This window comes from Pseudomonas batumici (genome assembly GCF_036585405.1).
In the GTDB taxonomy this organism is placed as follows: Bacteria; Pseudomonadota; Gammaproteobacteria; order Pseudomonadales; family Pseudomonadaceae; genus Aquipseudomonas; species Aquipseudomonas batumici.
The window spans coordinates 201632-218364 of record NZ_CP144470.1 but is presented as its reverse complement, the minus strand read 5'-3'; the positions used below and the strand labels follow the sequence as shown (position 1 = coordinate 218364).

Below are 16733 nucleotides of genomic sequence, written 5' to 3'. Positions count from 1 at the left end.
TCAGAACTCCGTTGCATCGCCCACCTGAAAAATACCTTCGCCCCAAATCCTGTTTGTTTGCGGCGCCGCCGGCTCTGATTTGCAACTGTGTCCTCACCACTGCGTGAGGACACATGGATGTTTTTTCCCCCTACTCGGCCGCTGGCCACCGCTGTAACACTCGCCTTGCCGTTGACCGTGATTGCGCTGTCGGGCTGCGCATCGTTGACGACTTCATCTGCCCAGACGGAGGTTGTACGCCCTTCCGTTTCGAAGGTTTCACACCGGTCCCAGGTTCAGTGGCTGCAGCCTGAACGTTCGCCTGTACAGCGAGAGGGCCGTTACACCCTCGCCAGCACGCTGCCCCGGGCCGAGCAGTTGGATCTGCTGAGCCAGGTGATCGATATCCATCTGCCGGAGGCCTTGAACCCGACGGTTCAGGAAGCCATGCGCTACGTTCTGCGCCACTCAGGCTATCGGTTGTGCCCGGCGGACGGTTCAGGGACGGGCGATGTGCAGGTGCTGTATGCCCACCCTTTGCCCGCTGCTCACTACCGGCTGGGGCCTATCACTGTGCGCAATGCACTGCTGGCGTTGGCTGGGCCGGCCTGGCGAGTGGAGGTTGACGAGAAAACCCGAAGCATCTGCTTTGTGGCGCGAGACAAGGGTTCGGAACGGCTGCCGGCAACCGTAGTGGTTGGCGCGAAGACGAGTACAGCAGGAGCGGTTTCCTCACCTGCGGCGCGCCCGCTGGGAGGTGAGTGATGAAGCGTCCCACGCTGTATTCAGCCATTCAGGGCGCCACGCTGATTCTGTTGGTGAGCACCGCGGTCTACCTGGGAAGCAAACTCTCGACGCTCTCCACCGTTGTGGCCTCGACGCCCTCTCACGAAGGTCTGGACAGCATCCAGCTGCATCTGAAAAGGGTGGATGCCGAACTCAAGGGTTTGCAGTCGCTGAGCTGCGTGACAGAGGCCGATTTTCAGGTCGCGCAACAGGCACTCCTTCAGCGCGTTGAGGGACGGGCGGCGGACCGCTCCGTAGAGACCGTCGTCTCGGGACTCGCTGCGCTGACTACCCAGGTGGAAAACACAGAGGGTGCGTTACTGACGCTCAAGGCCGCCGTAGAAGCCCCTCCTGCTCCGGCCACTGTGCCGATCCCCTCCTCTGCTGTTGCACGGGGTTCTTCATCGACCGTGCCCAAGGCCATACGTCCTCGCAAAACCAGCGCACGACCACCCTTCAGCATCGTGGGTCTGGAGTCACGCGGCGGTGAGTTATTTTTGGCTGTGACACTCACAGAGGTACGGCGACTGGAGGACATTGAGCTACTTCGGCCGGGACGGGTGCTTTTGGGCTGGCGCTTGGAAGCATTGGAGCCGAACAAAGCACGATGGATTCGACCTGACGGTGGTTCGCTCACCGTCTCGATCCCGTGAGGGCTGCGCCATGAACGTATCCCCTCTCTGTCTGTTGTTCAGCGGCGCCTGTCTGTTACTGCCTTCGGTGGTGCAGGCCGAAACGCTGATCCCCCTGACCGTTGAAAACACGCCACACACGCAACACCAGGAACACCCGTCTCAAGCGCTTGAACAGGCGCTGGCCACCGAATGGGGCCTCAAGCCAGAAGAGTGGCAGCGCTACCGCCGCTTGATGCAAGGACCACTGGGTGTGTACTCGCCCAACCTCGATCCGCTGACGGCGTTAGGCATTGAGGCGAGAGATCCGCAGGAACAGCAGCGCTATGCCGAACAGCAGGTGCAGGCGGAGTTCGCTCGCGTGCAGAAGCTGCTGGCTTACCAGAATGCCTACAACGATGCCTTCCAGCGTTTGTACCCTGGGCAACTGCCGGTAAACCTGATGGGCACCGAGAGCCTGGCCCAGGCATCCCCTGTTACTTCATCGGCGCGATTGGCGGTGTTTGTCACCACAAACTGCAAGAACTGCCCGGAGCGCGTCAGGCAGCTTCAGCAAACGGCGCAGGGTTTCGATCTGTACCTGGTGGACAGCCGAGGCAAAGATGAGCGTCTACGCGCCTGGGCCAAACGGGCTGGGATTGAGCCGCAGAAGGTTCTCAACCGCGACATCACCCTCAATCACGACGCCGGGCACTGGGCCCGTCTGGGCGACAACGGAGCCTTTCCTGCCGTCATGCGGCAGGTCAATGGCCAATGGCAGCGGCAATGAGCCGGTGCCATTGGCCGTGTGCAGGCCTCGTGGGGGGTGGTCTGTTGGCCCTGCAGGTCAGCGCCACTGAGTTGCCACCGCCCGCTTACCAATGGGCCACCCGGGGCACGCCGGTCCCCTCACCCGTGCTGTACGCGCTGGCCCTTCAAGAAAGCGGTGCCCGCGTCCGTGGTCGGCTGATCCCCTGGCCCTGGACCCTGAACGTGGCCGGCCAGCCTTACCGCTTTGCGGATCGGCGCTCGGCGTGCAGTGCCCTGCTCCAGGCCCTCCAGATGGTCAGTGCCAAGCAGGTGGATGCCGGTTTGGGCCAGATCAACCTGGGCTGGAACGGTGAGCACTTTGCGCATCCCTGCGCGGCCCTCAACCCGTACCGCAACCTGGCTGTCGCCACCATGTTGCTCTTGAAACACAAATCCCCGGACAGCGACTGGACCGCCGCCGCGGGCCGGTACCACCGCCCGGCCGGCGGCGCTCCCGCCAAACGCTACCGCCGGGCCTTTGCCAAGCACCTGACTCGTCTCACCGCCCCCAACCTTCAAGGAATGAAGACCCCATGAATACGACCTTTACCTCCCCATCTCCTCTTGTCTTCCGTGTCCCGCTGGCCTCTCTGGCCCTGGGCGCACTGGCGAGCCTGTCGTGCTCATTTGCCCATGCCGAACTGATCGTCGTCGATGACCGGGGCGGCACCTCGACCCTGGCCTATTACCGCTCCCTCAACCTGTTGCCGGATGAGCAACCGGCCAAGGCCATGACCTTGCCGCCGGTGCGTATCACTGCGTACAGCGAGGCGGACATGTTGCCGGTGAAGTCCCCATCACTGAACCCAGGGTCCTTCGAGAGCCGCACGCATAACGCCGCCGGATTACGACCCGTATTCCTGGTAGGTGATGACGAGTTGTCAAGAGAGTGGCTGCAGCGTCGTGGCGACGTCTTGCGCGACCTCAAGGCCGTCGGGTGGGTGGTCAATGTGCAGCGGATGGCGGCCCTTGCTGAGCTGCGTGCCTTGGGCGTCGGATTGGAGATGGTGCCGGCGGCAGCGGATGACCTCGCGCAGCGGCTGGGGATTGAGCACTACCCCGTACTGGTGACGTCCACCGGTATCGAGCAGTAGTCATGACCCAGTCCCATACCATCGAGGCGCTGCTGCGGCCGGCGGTGGAGCTGTACACCGTGGCGGTGTGTGGTATTGGGGCGTACTTGAGTCTGTTCGCACCTTGGTCGCTGGCGTTGACACCGCTCTTCGGGGGGGTGTCGGCGTTGTTCTTTCTAGCGTTCGGCGGGATGCGCCTTCGTCAGGCGCTGGTGGTGTTGCGCTACCGGCGCAACATCCGTCGCTTACCGCGCTATGTGATGACCAGCAAGCAGGTGCCCGTGAGCAACCATAGGCTCTTTGTCGGAATCGGCTTCAGATGGGAACAGCGGCACACCCAGCGCCTGATGCAGACCTACCGGCCCGAGTTTCGTCGCTACGTAGAACCCACAGCAGCGTTTCAGGCCGCTCGCCGACTGGAAGCGCGTCTGGAATCAGTGCCCTTTCCGTTGAGCCTGGTGCCCCGCGTTACCGCCTGGGACAGCCCGCTCAATCCGGTGCGTCCGCTCCCGCCAGTGGGCGGATCCCCTCGCTTGCATGGTGTTGAACCCAATGAAGTCGAAGTATCTCTGCCCCTCGGAGAGCGCGTCGGTCACAGCCTGATTCTGGGCACGACCCGGGTCGGTAAAACCCGATTGGCGGAACTGTTCATCACCCAGGATATCCGTCGCAAGAAGATCGTCGACGGCCTGCCCATATTCGAGCCGGTGATCGTGATTGATCCCAAGGGTGACGCGGACCTGCTCAAGCGCATGTACATCGAAGCCAAACGCGCCGGGCGTGAGGGCGAGTTTTATGTCTTTCACCTGGGCTGGCCGGATATTTCGGCACGCTACAACGCCGTGGGCCGGTTTGGGCGCATCTCCGAAGTGGCCAGCCGCATCGCCGGCCAGCTCTCGGGTGAAGGTAACAGCGCGGCGTTTCGGGAGTTTGCCTGGCGTTTTGTCAACATCATCGCCCGGGCGTTGGTGGAACTGGGAATCCGCCCGGACTACCTGAAGATCCTACAACACGTGATCAACATCGACGCGCTGTTCATCGAGTACAGCGGTTACTACTTCGCCAAGTACGATCCCAGGGCCTGGGACGTAATTGTCACCCTGGAAGGCGCCCTCAACGAAAAGAACACCCCCTACAACATGCGGGGCCGGCAGAAGCGCGTGACGGCCATTGACCAGTACCTCTCACAAACCCGAGTGGCGGACCCGGTCATGGATGGACTGCGTTCGGCAATCCGTTATGACAAGACCTACTTCGACAAGATCGTCGCCTCGCTCCTGCCGCTGTTGGAGAAACTCACCACCGGGCACATGGCCGAGTTGATCTCGCCCAACTACACGGACCTCAACGATCCCCGGCCGATTTTCGACTGGATGCAGATCATCCGTAAGCGGGCCATCGTCTACGTCGGGCTGGATGCCTTGTCCGATCCGGAGGTGGCCGGGGCCGTGGGCAACTCGATGTTTTCGGACCTGGTGTCCGTGGCAGGCCATATCTACAAGTTCGGCATCGATGACGGCCTGCCCGGTGCCGTCCAGGATCAGAAAATCCCCATCAACCTTCACGCCGACGAGTTCAACGAGCTCATGGGCGATGAGTTCATTCCCATGATCAACAAGGGCGGCGGTGCGGGCATCCAGGTCAGCGCCTACACCCAGACCCTCAGCGACATTGAGGCCCGAATCGGCAACCGGGCCAAGGCCGGTCAGGTGGTGGGCAACTTCAACAACCTCTTCATGTTGCGAGTACGCGAGACCGCCACCGCCGAGTTGCTGACCCGTCAATTGCCCAAGGTGGATGTCTACTCCACCACGCTAGTCAGCGGTGCGACGGACAGTTCAGACCCCACGGGCAACACCGATTTCACGAGCAACACCCAGGACCGGGTCAGTTCCACCAGTGTCCCACTGATAGAGCCGGCCCATATCGTCAGCCTGCCGAAGGGGCAAGCCTTTGCCCTGATCGAAGGCGCCAATCTCTGGAAGATCCGAATGCCGCTACCCGCCCCCGATCCTGATGAATGCATGCCCAAGGACTTGCAAACCCTGGCGCAGCACATGCGCAAACGCTACATCAACGGAGGTGGCGAGTGGTGGATGGGCAGCGGGACGCGGGTGCTTGATGAATCGCTGCCCGCAGATCTGTTGGACGATGACCCTGCCCCAAGGACGCCTCCCTGGCCGCGGCCGATGCGACGGATACAGAGGAGGCACAGCCATGATAGGGCCCACCCGTTTAGAACTGCGCTTCGCTCAGCTTCGGGCGCCGGGCTCTTCGGTGAAGGCTATATCCAAGGTCCTGGGGAGATTGCTGAGAGAGACTCAGTTGGGGGTCCATGATGCGTATGAACTGTTTGACCAGTTGAATCAGCACGGCCTGTCTCCACGGTGGACCACCCCGATCCACATTCGGGTGGAAGACTCGGTCGCAGGTCCACTGCTGGTCTGCTTCGAACCCGTGATCGTCTCGGTGCACTGAGCAGGAGGGGACCATGGCCGCGAGCACTGACACCGCAAAAAGCCAGCAGGCGTACCGTGAAAAAGGCCTGATCAGCAAGGTTCTTGGACTGCCCTTCACCCTCCTCGGCATCCTGTTGGTGTCGCTGTTTTTCAGCGTGGTGACCGAGTGGATTGGGCTGTACTTTTTCTGGCCCGAGGAAGGCTGGCATCACTCGCGGGACATGCTGAACAGCGAACTTGAGTGGTTGTCGGCGGCATTTGTTCAGAGCCTGTTGGTCGAGCAACCCGGGCAAACCGCCCGTTGGATCATCGGTCTGGCGTACGAATGGGGTTTTGAGAAAACCGGCCTGATCCACTGGATCACCCAGTCCGCCGAACAGGCCCGGTTGAACAGCAATCGGAGCACCGGGTTGCAGTACTACCTGGGGCTGGCCTATGTGCACCTGGAAGACTACGGGCTGGCGGCGGTCTATGCGGTGTTGACCTTTTTGGCGCGAATCCTGATCTTGGTGCTGACGCTGCCCCTGTTCCTGATGGCGGTCTTCACGGGGCTGATCGATGGCTTGGTGCGTCGGGATTTGCGCCGCTTTGGCGCAGGCAGAGAATCCGGGTTCATCTACCACCGGGCGAAGCGGATGATCGTGCCGCTGTGGGTCGCGCCCTGGATCATATATCCCGCGCTGCCAATGACCGTGAGCCCTCTGCTCGTGTTGCTGCCCTGCGCAGCAGCCTTGGGCGTAGTGGTGAGTATCTCGGCTGGGAGTTTCAAGAAATACCTGTGAGTGCTGGGGCTTTGCTGCAGCCCATCACTCAGGTCAATCACGAGGACATATTCAGAAATACAGCCCCCTGAAACCAAAGGGTTCTTATCCGTTAAATTGGAACGCCCACTGCCGTACAGGCAGCTTTCAACTTCAGTGATGGAGAGAAGCTGCCATGCTCCAATTTCCCCCATTCGGTACAACGACCCTCGCACAGTGGTGCGATCTGCAGGAAGAGCTGATTCGTTCTCGCCCGCTCAAGCCTCGAACAATCAGCGACCGCCTCAATAACCTGCGGCACCTGCGCCTCGGGCTGGGAAATCGCCTCCTGCATCAGATCATGCCTCACGACCTTGAGCTGTTAATCAATAACATCGCGAACAGCGGCCGCCCTTTTGCTGCCCGGCGGGTATACATCGAGGCCAATGAGCTCTTCAACGCGGCGGTCTACTGCCGGTTGGTCATCAACAACCCATTATCTCCGGTTAAAGCACCTGCCCCTCGGCCTGCACGTGCCCGCCTGAGCTTGCGGCACTTCCTGAAAATTCGTGAGGTCGCAGAGTCCTGGAAGAGGCCGTGGTTTGCCAACTGCCTGAATCTAGCCTTGGTTACCGCGCAACGCCGCGCCGATGTGGCCGTGATGGCGCCTCCCCATGTCTTTGCCAGTCACCTGCACGTCACTCAGCAGAAAACGGGCGCCTGCGTCGCAATACCGCTTGAGCTGAAGCTCGACGCCATTGGCATGAGCGTCGGAGAGTCCATAGATCGGTGCCTTGAGGTGCAGCCCAACGGCAACACGTTCATTGCCCGGCGCGACGGAAAGCCCTACGTCACAGCCATGCTGACCCACTCTTTTGCGGCCTGCCGTGACGAGGCATTCCCACGCAGAACCTGGCGATCCCCGCCAACGCTCCATGAGATCCGCTCGCTCTCCGAACGCCTGTATCGAAGTCAGGGGATCAATACGCAAACACTCCTGGGTCATAAGCACGCCAGCATGACCGACTTGTACAACGACGAACGTGATGTAGAAGGTAGAACGTATCGATACGTGAACCTTTCGTAAGCAGTGAGCTTGAGTGGGCATCGGCGGTCTTTGTCCAGAGCCTGTTGGTCGAGCAGCCCGGGCAAACCGCCGGTTGGATCATCGGGCTTGATCCATATGGGTGACTGGCGCGACTCTGTCGTAGCCAAAAACGAGGAAACGGGTTCGATCGGCTCAACCGATCAGGTTTAACGAGGGAAACACCCTGCTGTTAAAAAAGCAGGGCGGGTAGGCTTTGGATATTGACGTAGAGCCGGCTAATGGGTGCCCTTAAAAACGCTGGCACTTTATCAAATAAACCCCGATACAAATATTGACAGAGTGAATAGACCAATCAAAAATACTAAACGCGCACCCAAAGTCTTGAGTCGCGTAGCAGGGAGAAGTTCTTGCCCAGAATTTCAGCACATACGAAAAAGGGAAATTAAAATGTCTGAAGCAATCAAAGAAAAAACCTCGAACAAAGACCAAAGTCCGGCTCAAACCTATACCCTCTTCGACCAGAATGACATCCAGATCACCTTAAATCTGCCCAGTGCATTGCAGTTGAACCCGGTCGGACAGGAATGCTACCCCCGCAACCCGACCCCTGAAGAAGGTGCTCCAATATTGCACAACAACACGCGTTCTCCTATCGAGTCAGTGACGTTCACCATCAAACTAGAGGACGTGATGGATGCCAGCAAAGTGATCGCGAACGTGCGGTGGTGGTACGACGATTTTGCCAATGGGCTACAGACCATGACTTTCACTTGTGAAGCGGTTCTTCCCGGCGAAACCGCCATATGTAGACCCACCAGGAGTGGATACTCTCAAGTCCGATGGAGCACCGAAGTGTCGATCGGGCGCGGCATGCAGAGCTTCTCGCTCACCTATGGGTCTCTTCCTCCAAGCCCAACCCTTACTGGGCCGATTGTCCAGATTGGCTAGCTGATCTGCCACCGCGGCGCCCAGTGGTCCGCTCCTCAGGCCGTCCCCGGCGCTGCGGTACCTCCGCTGCAATCATCTGAGACCTATAGTCATGAACCTCCAGGGGTGATTTTGGTTCCCATTGCTCAATCAAAACAAACTGGTCGTCGTTGCCAGCAACCCTATGAAGATCGTATTACAAACACCCCTCTTCATTTCTGACAAGTGGGGTAAATATTTTCAATATGTATCAACTTACGCTTGCCCTCGCCCCCCGTGCAGAAATAAAAAATGACTAGCTTCACTTCGCTCGGCATAGTAAGCACCCCTCTTTTGTGATCGCCAAGTCTATCGAGCAACCTGATACATATACTCCGCCTATCCGACGTACTAAATACCTATTGAAGTTGAGGCATGCGCAGAGCTCTATGGACCTCTGCGTTTCATTCTGGCCATAGCGCAGAGACGCAATTTTCAGGTCCTAGAAAAAAAGCCATTCGACCGAATCCTGTTTTCTTGCTGTCACCCGCTTCGCCTTTCGGCACGCTCTTTGAACCTTCTTCGAGCGAGCCAACTCCATGCCCTATCCCATACCCTCCCTTCGATGTATCGCGTTAATGGCGAGCCTCACCGTACCCACGGTGATGGCCGAGCCCACGGCCCACGAGCGCACCCAACTGAGCCTGGTACTGCGTCAACTGGAGGCCGTCACACGGCAGGTGAATGCCAGTGCCGCCCTCCCCACCGATGACCAGTCGCGCTTCACCTTTGACTACGCCCGCCTCTCTGAAGACCTGGAGCAGGTTCGCGGCGGCATTGAGGGCTACCTCACGCCCTCACGTGCTCAACCCCGCACGCCACCGGAGCTGACCGGCCACTACACCCGGTCCGCTGGGAGCTCCCCATGAGCATGAGTGCGCCGCAGCTCAGCGCCTTTCAGGCCATGGGCGGCTTTAGCCCACAACAAAGCACCACCTTGCTGATCGGCCTGGTCCTGGCCTGCGCGCTGATCTTCGCCGCCTGGGCCCTCGTCACAGGCTACCGGGGTTGGGCCAGCGGTCAGCTTTCCCAGGGGAAGTTCGCTGGCCTGACTGCGAAGGTGTTGTTGATTTACCTCTTGCTCACCTTTCTGCTGCTGCACTGACCTGTTTTTTTGGATTACCCACTGCCATTGGAGGCACCTGATGAAAAATCGTATCGGATGGAACCGCATCACCCACCTGTTCTCGCGCTGCACCTTGGCCTGCTCGGCCCTGTGGTCCTGCTGGGCCCTCGCGGCGCTCCCAGAAATGGAAGCCCCGAGTCGTGGCGAATCGGACAGCATGATCCAGACCCTGCAGGACCATGCCTTCGACATCGTCTCCCTGCTCGCCCTGGCCATCGCGGCCGCCGCTTTCTGTGGCGTGGCTTATCACGCCTACACCACCTACTCAGAGGTGCAAAACGGCAAGAAGACCTGGGGTCAGTTCGGGCTGACCTGCGGTGTGGGTGCTCTGCTGCTGGTGATCATCATCTGGCTGCTGACCAAAGGCACCGATGTGCTGTGAGGAGGCCCGGCCATGACACAAGACTCGGATCACACCCTCCACGACGGTACCCTTCGGTTTCTGCCATCACGCCTCAATCGCCAACCGGTCATTGTGCTGGGGCTCACGGCCGATGAGATGTGGATCACCGTCGTCTTGGGCGCGGTGATCGGCGCGGGCCTAGGGTTGGGCATTGCGATACTGTTTCAGAGCGTCGCCCTGGCGCCCACTACATTGGTGAAGTGCACAGCCTTGAGCCTGATAGTGGGCGGCAGATGGCTGCGCCGCCACAAGCGCGGCAAACCCGAGACCTGGCTGCACCGTTACCTGCAATGCGCCATCGCGTCACGCTGGCCGCTGCTCACGGCTTGGGTCGGCGGCGCCGACCTGGTGAGGCGCTCAGGGCGCTGGAGCACTCGACGGAGCCCACGCCCATGAGCCGTTTCAAGAACGAGGTGGCCCGACTGGAGTCCCACCTCCTCTCGCTGCGCATTGGGTGTGGGTTGCTGTTCGGGGTGGCTTTGGTCATGGGCCTGGGGTGGTGGGACGCCCCCCGAAACCTGACCATCCACATTCCTCCGGACCTGCGCTCCGGCAGCACCCGCAAATGGTGGGAGGTGGCACCGGAGTCGGTGTACACCTTTGGTTTCTACATCTTCCAGCAGCTCAACCGCTGGCCCGTCGACGGCGAGAAGAACTACCCGCGGGCCATTCAGAAGCTCTCGGCCTACCTGACCCCGCAGTGCAAGTCCCATCTCGAAGGCGACGCCCAGAAACGCCAAACCGCCGGCGAGCTGCGCGGCCGAACCCGGGGCGTATTCGAGATGCCCGACCGGGGCTACGGCGACGCCCCGGAACTTCGGGTCAAGGTGCTGGGGCGGGACCGCTGGGTGGTGAACCTGGACCTGGCGACCGAGGAGTTTTACGGTTCGGAACGCGTCAAGCAGGCCTTCGTGCGCTACCCCCTTCAGGTAGTACGCCTGGACGTCGACCCGGAGAAAAACCCGTTTGGCCTGGCCCTTAACTGCTACGACAGCGCGCCGCAACGCATCACCCCACCGCCCGACCCTGTCCCCTCCCACAGCCCCGCCACTGCTATGCAAGGAAGCTAGTCATGCGTCGATTAAACCTCCTCCTCCCCCTCTGGCTGAGCTGTACGACGGCCCAAGCCGTTGAGCTCATGCCGTGGGCGCGATTGCCCCTGGTCGTGCCGCTGTACGTCGACCAGGAGCGCATCGTCTTCATCGATCAGAACGTCAGGGTCGGCGTCCCTCGCTCATTGGGTGACACGCTGCGTATCCAAAGCACGGGCGGCACGCTTTACCTGCGAGCAAATGCGCCGATCAAGTCAACTCGCCTGCACCTGCAAGACGTGCGCACGGGCGAAATCATCCTGATCGACATCACCGCCACCGACGGCCAGGGGCAGCCTGCGCTCGAACCTGTCAAAATCGTGAAAGCGTCTGGCTCGTCCATGAGCTACGGCGATACCGCCGAGACGTCCCCGTCGGACACCGAGGCTGAGGCGGCCCTCACCGCTGCGAACAGCCCTCCCGCGTCGCAGCAAACGCCGATCCCGGTGGCCCTGACTCGCTACGCAGCGCAAAACCTCTATGCCCCTTTGCGTACCGTCGAGCCCCTGCCCGGTGTATTGCCGGTCAAATCGCACCGCGACCTGGACCTGACGGGCCTGATGCCCACACAACCGGTCATGGCCCAATGGCTGGGAGCCTGGCAGTTGGAGGACCACACCGTCAGTGCCGTCAAGCTGCAGAACCGCGCCATCACGCCCATCTCACTGGACCCGCGCGAACTGCAGGGTGACTTCGTCAGTGCAGCTTTCCAGCACCCGAACCTAGGGCCCACCGGCCAGGCCAGCGACACCACGGTGGTCTACCTGGTGACCCGTGGCCGGAGCTTGGCGCAAGCACTGCCTCCGGCCCTCAGCCCGGTGGATGCCAGTACCGCCTTCATCGCCTCCGCCGTAGCCGGAGGTGACCATGACCAGTAATGGCCTGCTCAAGTGGTTGCTCCTGCCCCTGATTCTGCTGGTGGTCTTCGGGGTGCTCAAGATGTGTTCCTCCAAGGACGTCCCGGCCGCCAAACCCAGGGGTACGGAGCAATCCCTGACCCCGGAGGACATGAAGCTGCTCGGCATCGACGGCGATACGCCCCAAGACACCGTGGCCACCTTGGTGGCCCAGACCAAGGCCATGCGCACGGAGCTCAAGGCCTTGCTCACGGAGAACAAAGACCAACAGAAGGAAAACGCTCGCCTGCGTCAGCGCGATAGCGACATCGACCAGCGTATCCAGAAAGCCCTGAGCACGGAGCTGGAGAAGGTGCCGCACAAAGGTCCTTCAAGCCTGAGCCCCCAGGATACCCAGAACCTGCTGGAAGACCTCAAGCAACAGCTCTCGACCTCGTTTCTGAACAAGGGCGCTGCCGACCTGCCCATCGGCCTTGGCCTGGAGCCTGGTGACGAGGCGTCGTTCCCCGGCACTCACGACGACCTCATCTGGACCGAGCCCCAGGACGCCGCTGCCGTCGATGCCAAGGGCAAGCCGCTGCCGGCCGGCTCCGGTAAACCCGCGAAGGGCTTCAGTTTCCCGACGGCCTTTGAGGACACCATCCATCAAGGCCAGAAGGCGCTCAAAGCCAACACCGGTGCAGTAGGCCGCAATATCAAAACCTCTGAAGACAAAGCCGCAGCTAAGCCCGTCTACACCCTGCCGGAGAACAGCACCCTGACCGGTTCCATCGCTATGACGGCGCTGATCGGGCGAGTGCCAGTAGACGGTGTGGTGAACGATCCCTACCCCTTCAAGGTGCTGATCGGTCCCGACAACCTCACCGCCAACGGTATTGATTTACCGGATGTGGCAGGTGCGGTGATCAGCGGCACCGCCGCCGGGGACTGGACGCTCTCCTGCGTGCGCGGGCAAATCGTCAGCCTGACCTTTGTGTTCAACGACGGACGTATTCGCACGCTCCCCGCGCCGCAAAAACTGGCCAGCCGCCAAAGCACGGGTAAGACCGGCCAGTCGCAGTTGAACAAGATCCAAGGCGGCATCGGCTGGCTCAGCGATCCGTACGGTGTGCCGTGCATTGCCGGTGAGCGGCGCTCCAACGCCCAGCAGTACCTGGGCACCAAAAGCCTGCTCACCGCCGCCGGCGCCGGGGTGGCCAAGCTGCTCGAAGCCGATAAGGCCGACGCCAGCACTGTGCTCACACCTAGCGGAGCCGCGATCGGGGCCGGTCCCTCGGCACTGAACAGCATTTTGTCCGGTGGCGTGAAAGACATCGGCGACTGGGTGAACAAGCTCTATGGCCAGGCCTTTGCCGCCGTCTACGTGCAGCCCGGCGCACCCGTGGCCGTGCACCTGGATAGGCAGTTGGAGATTGACTACGAAACCCTCGGCCGCCAGGTGCGGCATGTAACAGGAGGCGCCCATGCATCGACCCTCGATTAATTCCCTGGCCTGCCTATGGCTGATCACGCTGCTTACCGGCGGCTGCACCACTGACAAGGGCGAGCTGCTCCCTCACGGTTCCCAGACCATGACCGACCTCTGGGATCAGCACGCCGGGCCAGCCCCTCAAGGCGCCCTGAGCCGTCCTCTTCAAGCGGCACGCCTGGCGTTGCGTCGGCCTCTGGATGACACCGGCACCGATCAACTGACCTACACCCGCACGGCTCACAACGAGATCCATAGCCAATTCAAGCGCCTGCCCAACCCGGACCTCGTGATGTACGTCTTTCCGCATCTGGCGGGGTCGGACCCGGTCCCGGTGCCGGGCTACAGCACCGTCTTCCCCTTCTACCAGCGAGTGCAGTACGCCCTGCCCGGCGAGCGCACGGAGGCCTACTGATGGAGACGGACAAGACCGATCCCTGGACGCAGTACGTCGAACAGTTGAAGGCCCACGGCCTGCCGGAGCCTGGCGCCGCGAGTCGCCCCCGAAAGCGCCCCGCTACGAAGGCCGATGAGCAGGCGCTGTACGCCGTGACGCCGAGCTTTGTGGACTTGTTGCCCTGGGTCGAATATTTGCCTGACTCCAAGTGCCTCCTGCTGGAGGACGGCGAGTCGGTGGCAGCGTTTTTCGAGCTGACGCCGATCGGCACAGAAGGCCGCGAAGCGAGTTGGTTGTGCACGGTGCGCGATGCACTGGAAAACGCCCTGCAAGACAGCTTCGACGAGCGGGAGCAGCAGCCGTGGGTGGTGCAGCTCTACGCCCAGGATGAAACCGAGTGGGACGGCTATCTGCAAAACCTCAGGAACTATGTGCAGCCCCGCGCTCAAGGGTCAGCCTTTACCGAGTGCTACCTGAGCATGTTTAGCCAGCACCTGGAGGCGTTGTCCAAACCCGGCGGACTGTTTGAAGACACCGTGGTGACCCAACTGCCCTGGCGCGGCCAGCGTCGCAAAGTGCGGCTGGTGGTCTACCGGCGCAGCAAGGGCGCTGATGGACGTCGAGGCCAAACCCACGAGCAGGCCCTCAATAGCGTCTGCGACCGCTTGCTGGGAGGCCTGGGTAATGCCGGCGTCAAAACCCAGCGCATGACCGGCGCACAGATTCATCGTTGGTTGCTGCGTTGGTTCAACCCGCATCCGCGTCTGTTGGGCGAAACCCGGGCGGACCGTGAGCGTTTTTATCAGTTGGCGTCCTACCCCGAGGGCCCGCCAGGCGATGAGCTGGAACTGGCCAGCGGCACCGACTTCGCCCAGCGCCTGTTCTTCGAACAACCGCGCTCGGACCTAGACCAGGGGCTCTGGTACTTCGATGAGCAGCCCCATCGCGTGGTGGTCCTCGATCGCCTGCGAACGCCACCAGTCATCGGCCACCTGACCGGGGAAACGCCCAAGGGCGGCGATGCCATCAATGCCCTCTTCGATCAGATGCCCGAAGACACTGTACTCTGCATCACCCTGGTGATCTGCCCGCAAGACCAACTGGAATCCCACCTCAACCACCTCGCGCAAAAGTCAGTTGGGGACACGCTGGCTTCCGAGCAGACCCGCGCAGACGTGCATCAAGCACGCAAGCACCTTGGCAGCGCGCACAAGCTGTACCGGGGCTCGGTGGCGTTTTACCTGCGGGGTCAGGATGTCGAGGAGTTGGACCGCCGCACCTTGCAGCTCCACAACGTGATGCTCAACGCAGGGCTTCAGCCCGTGCGCGATGAGCACGAAGTGGCGCCGCTCAACAGCTACCTGCGTTGGCTGCCTTGCGTGTTCAATCCGGGGATGCGCCAGAGCGAGTGGTACACCCAGCTGATGTTCGCGCAGCACGTCGCCAACCTGGCGCCCATCTGGGGACGTAGCGAAGGCACGGGGCACCCTGGATTCACCTTCTTCAACCGCGGTGGCGGCCCGCTCACCTTCGACCCCCTCAATCGTCTCGATCGACAGATGAACGCGCACCTGTTCCTGTTCGGGCCGACTGGGGCCGGTAAGTCGGCCACCCTCAACAACCTGCTCAACCAAGTCATGGCGCTGTACCGACCGCGCTTGTTCATTGCGGAGGCCGGTAACAGCTTCGGGTTGTTTGCCGACTTCGCCAAGCGTCTGGGGCTGACGATCAATCGGGTCAAGTTAGCGCCCGGCTCTGGAGTGAGCCTGGCGCCCTTCGCCGATGCCTACCGACTGGTGGCGACACCCGACCGCGTCATGACGCTGGATACCGAGGATCTGGATGAGGCCGAATCCTCGGAGGACGATGAGCGTGATGTCCTGGGCGAGCTGGAAATCACTGCCCGCCTGATGATCACCGGTGGCGAAGACAAGGAAGAGCAGCGCCTAACGCGAGCCGACCGCAGCCTGATTCGTCAGTGCATCCTCAATGCCGCTCACACCTGCGTAGGCCAACACCGAACCGTGCTGACTCAGGACGTGCGTGATGCCCTCCGAGACCAGGGCAATGACGCTCACCTGCCGGAGCCGCGGCGCCTTCGTCTGCTGGAAATGGCCGATGCCCTGGACATATTCTGCCAAGGCGCCGAGAGCGAGTTATTCAACCGTGACGGTACACCTTGGCCGGAAGCGGATATCACCCTGGTGGACCTCGCCACCTACGCCCGTGAGGGGTACAACTCCCAGTTGTCCATCTCCTACATCTCGCTCATCAACACCGTGAACAACATCGCCGAGCGGGACCAGATGTTGGGACGCCCCATCATCACCGTCACCGACGAGGGCCACATCATCACCAAGAACCCGTTGCTGTCGCCCTATGTGGTCAAGATCACGAAAATGTGGCGCAAGCTCGGGGCCTGGTTCTGGCTCGCCACCCAGAACATCGATGACCTGCCCAAGGCCGCCGAACCCATGTTGAACATGATCGAGTGGTGGATCTGCCTGAGCATGCCGCCGGATGAGGTCAACAAGATTGCGCGGTTTCGGGCGCTTACCGAGGCACAGAAAGCCTTGATGTTGTCCGCCAGGAAAGAGTCCGGGAAATTCACCGAAGGGGTGATCTTGTCAAAGTCGATGGAGGTACTGTTTCGGGCCGTACCGCCGAGCCTTTACCTGGCCACAGCGATGACAGAGCCGGAAGAAAAAGCAGAGCGGTTCGCGCTGATGAAGGCGCACGGCATCAGCGAGTTGGATGCGGCGATAGCCGTGGCACAGCGGATTGATGAAAAGCGCGGGATTTCAGGCTAAACGGTGGGGAATGATCAGTAAGAGTTTCGACCCACTGGGTCCCGAAGAGCTGCGCACCTTGGCTGCGCAGCTGACGCAGGGGGCAAATGAGATTACCAACCTACGGCTG

At 61.2% G+C, this 16733-nt stretch carries 17 protein-coding genes and 1 pseudogene; all 18 read left to right on the top strand.

What is annotated here, in order from left to right:
- The first annotated feature begins 117 nt into the window (after positions 1-117).
- Complete coding sequence (locus NUH87_RS01055) at positions 118-744, top strand: PilL N-terminal domain-containing protein (RefSeq protein ID WP_338524317.1); 627 nt, start codon at positions 118-120, stop codon at positions 742-744.
- A complete protein-coding gene (locus tag NUH87_RS01050) occupies positions 744-1418 on the top strand; it encodes a hypothetical protein (RefSeq protein ID WP_338524316.1) in 675 nt (224 codons plus the stop codon). Before NUH87_RS01055 ends, NUH87_RS01050 begins: the two co-directional genes overlap by 1 nt.
- Positions 1419-1428: 10 nt before the next feature.
- Complete coding sequence (locus tag NUH87_RS01045; RefSeq protein WP_338524315.1) at positions 1429-2166, top strand: TIGR03759 family integrating conjugative element protein; 738 nt, start codon at positions 1429-1431, stop codon at positions 2164-2166.
- Entirely contained in the window at positions 2151-2723 is a 573-nt protein-coding gene (locus NUH87_RS01040; protein ID WP_338524314.1) for a lytic transglycosylase domain-containing protein, read from the top strand. Before NUH87_RS01045 ends, NUH87_RS01040 begins: the two co-directional genes overlap by 16 nt.
- Positions 2720-3280: an integrating conjugative element protein gene (locus NUH87_RS01035; protein WP_338524313.1), complete on the top strand. Its 561-nt coding sequence runs from the start codon at positions 2720-2722 to the stop codon at positions 3278-3280. The genes NUH87_RS01040 and NUH87_RS01035 overlap by 4 nt, the downstream gene beginning before the upstream one ends.
- A 2-nt stretch (positions 3281-3282) precedes the next feature.
- Positions 3283-5412: pseudogene (gene traD / locus NUH87_RS01030) on the top strand (type IV conjugative transfer system coupling protein TraD); the annotation flags it as partial.
- A 338-nt stretch (positions 5413-5750) separates the two neighbouring features.
- The gene (locus NUH87_RS01025) at positions 5751-6500 is read left to right on the top strand and encodes a TIGR03747 family integrating conjugative element membrane protein (protein WP_338524312.1); all 750 of its coding nucleotides are present in this window, start codon (positions 5751-5753) and stop codon (positions 6498-6500) included.
- 154 nt (positions 6501-6654) lie between these two features.
- Positions 6655-7545: a tyrosine-type recombinase/integrase gene (locus tag NUH87_RS01020; RefSeq protein WP_338524311.1), complete on the top strand. Its 891-nt coding sequence runs from the start codon at positions 6655-6657 to the stop codon at positions 7543-7545.
- Positions 7546-7953: 408 nt separating this feature from the next.
- Positions 7954-8454, top strand: coding sequence for a hypothetical protein (locus tag NUH87_RS01015; protein ID WP_338524310.1), 501 nt, complete (start codon positions 7954-7956; stop codon positions 8452-8454).
- 596 nt (positions 8455-9050) lie between these two features.
- A complete protein-coding gene (locus tag NUH87_RS01010) occupies positions 9051-9341 on the top strand; it encodes an RAQPRD family integrative conjugative element protein (protein WP_338524309.1) in 291 nt (96 codons plus the stop codon).
- On the top strand, positions 9338-9577 hold the full coding sequence (locus NUH87_RS01005) for a TIGR03758 family integrating conjugative element protein (RefSeq protein WP_338524308.1): 240 nt from the start codon (positions 9338-9340) through the stop codon (positions 9575-9577). Before NUH87_RS01010 ends, NUH87_RS01005 begins: the two co-directional genes overlap by 4 nt.
- A gap of 40 nt (positions 9578-9617) precedes the next feature.
- The gene (locus NUH87_RS01000; protein ID WP_338524307.1) at positions 9618-9980 is read left to right on the top strand and encodes a TIGR03745 family integrating conjugative element membrane protein; all 363 of its coding nucleotides are present in this window, start codon (positions 9618-9620) and stop codon (positions 9978-9980) included.
- A gap of 12 nt (positions 9981-9992) precedes the next feature.
- Positions 9993-10397 carry a TIGR03750 family conjugal transfer protein gene (locus NUH87_RS00995; protein ID WP_338524306.1) on the top strand — a complete coding sequence of 135 codons (405 nt, stop codon included), beginning with the start codon at positions 9993-9995 and terminating at the stop codon, positions 10395-10397.
- On the top strand, positions 10394-11071 hold the full coding sequence (locus NUH87_RS00990; protein WP_338524305.1) for a PFL_4703 family integrating conjugative element protein: 678 nt from the start codon (positions 10394-10396) through the stop codon (positions 11069-11071). The genes NUH87_RS00995 and NUH87_RS00990 overlap by 4 nt, the downstream gene beginning before the upstream one ends.
- A gap of 2 nt (positions 11072-11073) precedes the next feature.
- The gene (locus tag NUH87_RS00985) at positions 11074-11970 is read left to right on the top strand and encodes a TIGR03749 family integrating conjugative element protein (protein WP_338524304.1); all 897 of its coding nucleotides are present in this window, start codon (positions 11074-11076) and stop codon (positions 11968-11970) included.
- Positions 11960-13432 (top strand): TIGR03752 family integrating conjugative element protein, encoded by a 1473-nt coding sequence (locus NUH87_RS00980; RefSeq protein WP_338524303.1) that lies wholly within the window; start codon positions 11960-11962, stop codon positions 13430-13432. The genes NUH87_RS00985 and NUH87_RS00980 overlap by 11 nt, the downstream gene beginning before the upstream one ends.
- Entirely contained in the window at positions 13413-13832 is a 420-nt protein-coding gene (locus NUH87_RS00975; RefSeq protein WP_338524302.1) for a TIGR03751 family conjugal transfer lipoprotein, read from the top strand. Before NUH87_RS00980 ends, NUH87_RS00975 begins: the two co-directional genes overlap by 20 nt.
- Positions 13832-16624 carry a conjugative transfer ATPase gene (locus tag NUH87_RS00970; protein ID WP_338524301.1) on the top strand — a complete coding sequence of 931 codons (2793 nt, stop codon included), beginning with the start codon at positions 13832-13834 and terminating at the stop codon, positions 16622-16624. Before NUH87_RS00975 ends, NUH87_RS00970 begins: the two co-directional genes overlap by 1 nt.
- Positions 16625-16733 lie beyond the last annotated feature (109 nt).

What these genes read in the sequence shown, in the direction of transcription:
- NUH87_RS01055 (WP_338524317.1), top strand. Translation starts at nt 118, where the DNA reads ATGTTTTTTCCCCCTACTCGGCCGCTGGCCACCGCTGTAACACTCGCC.
- NUH87_RS01050 (WP_338524316.1), top strand. Translation starts at nt 744, where the DNA reads ATGAAGCGTCCCACGCTGTATTCAGCCATTCAGGGCGCCACGCTGATT.
- NUH87_RS01045 (WP_338524315.1), top strand. Translation starts at nt 1,429, where the DNA reads ATGAACGTATCCCCTCTCTGTCTGTTGTTCAGCGGCGCCTGTCTGTTA.
- NUH87_RS01040 (WP_338524314.1), top strand. Translation starts at nt 2,151, where the DNA reads ATGGCAGCGGCAATGAGCCGGTGCCATTGGCCGTGTGCAGGCCTCGTG.
- NUH87_RS01035 (WP_338524313.1), top strand. Translation starts at nt 2,720, where the DNA reads ATGAATACGACCTTTACCTCCCCATCTCCTCTTGTCTTCCGTGTCCCG.
- NUH87_RS01025 (WP_338524312.1), top strand. Translation starts at nt 5,751, where the DNA reads ATGGCCGCGAGCACTGACACCGCAAAAAGCCAGCAGGCGTACCGTGAA.
- NUH87_RS01020 (WP_338524311.1), top strand. Translation starts at nt 6,655, where the DNA reads ATGCTCCAATTTCCCCCATTCGGTACAACGACCCTCGCACAGTGGTGC.
- NUH87_RS01015 (WP_338524310.1), top strand. Translation starts at nt 7,954, where the DNA reads ATGTCTGAAGCAATCAAAGAAAAAACCTCGAACAAAGACCAAAGTCCG.
- NUH87_RS01010 (WP_338524309.1), top strand. Translation starts at nt 9,051, where the DNA reads ATGGCGAGCCTCACCGTACCCACGGTGATGGCCGAGCCCACGGCCCAC.
- NUH87_RS01005 (WP_338524308.1), top strand. Translation starts at nt 9,338, where the DNA reads ATGAGCATGAGTGCGCCGCAGCTCAGCGCCTTTCAGGCCATGGGCGGC.
- NUH87_RS01000 (WP_338524307.1), top strand. Translation starts at nt 9,618, where the DNA reads ATGAAAAATCGTATCGGATGGAACCGCATCACCCACCTGTTCTCGCGC.
- NUH87_RS00995 (WP_338524306.1), top strand. Translation starts at nt 9,993, where the DNA reads ATGACACAAGACTCGGATCACACCCTCCACGACGGTACCCTTCGGTTT.
- NUH87_RS00990 (WP_338524305.1), top strand. Translation starts at nt 10,394, where the DNA reads ATGAGCCGTTTCAAGAACGAGGTGGCCCGACTGGAGTCCCACCTCCTC.
- NUH87_RS00985 (WP_338524304.1), top strand. Translation starts at nt 11,074, where the DNA reads ATGCGTCGATTAAACCTCCTCCTCCCCCTCTGGCTGAGCTGTACGACG.
- NUH87_RS00980 (WP_338524303.1), top strand. Translation starts at nt 11,960, where the DNA reads ATGACCAGTAATGGCCTGCTCAAGTGGTTGCTCCTGCCCCTGATTCTG.
- NUH87_RS00975 (WP_338524302.1), top strand. Translation starts at nt 13,413, where the DNA reads ATGCATCGACCCTCGATTAATTCCCTGGCCTGCCTATGGCTGATCACG.
- NUH87_RS00970 (WP_338524301.1), top strand. Translation starts at nt 13,832, where the DNA reads ATGGAGACGGACAAGACCGATCCCTGGACGCAGTACGTCGAACAGTTG.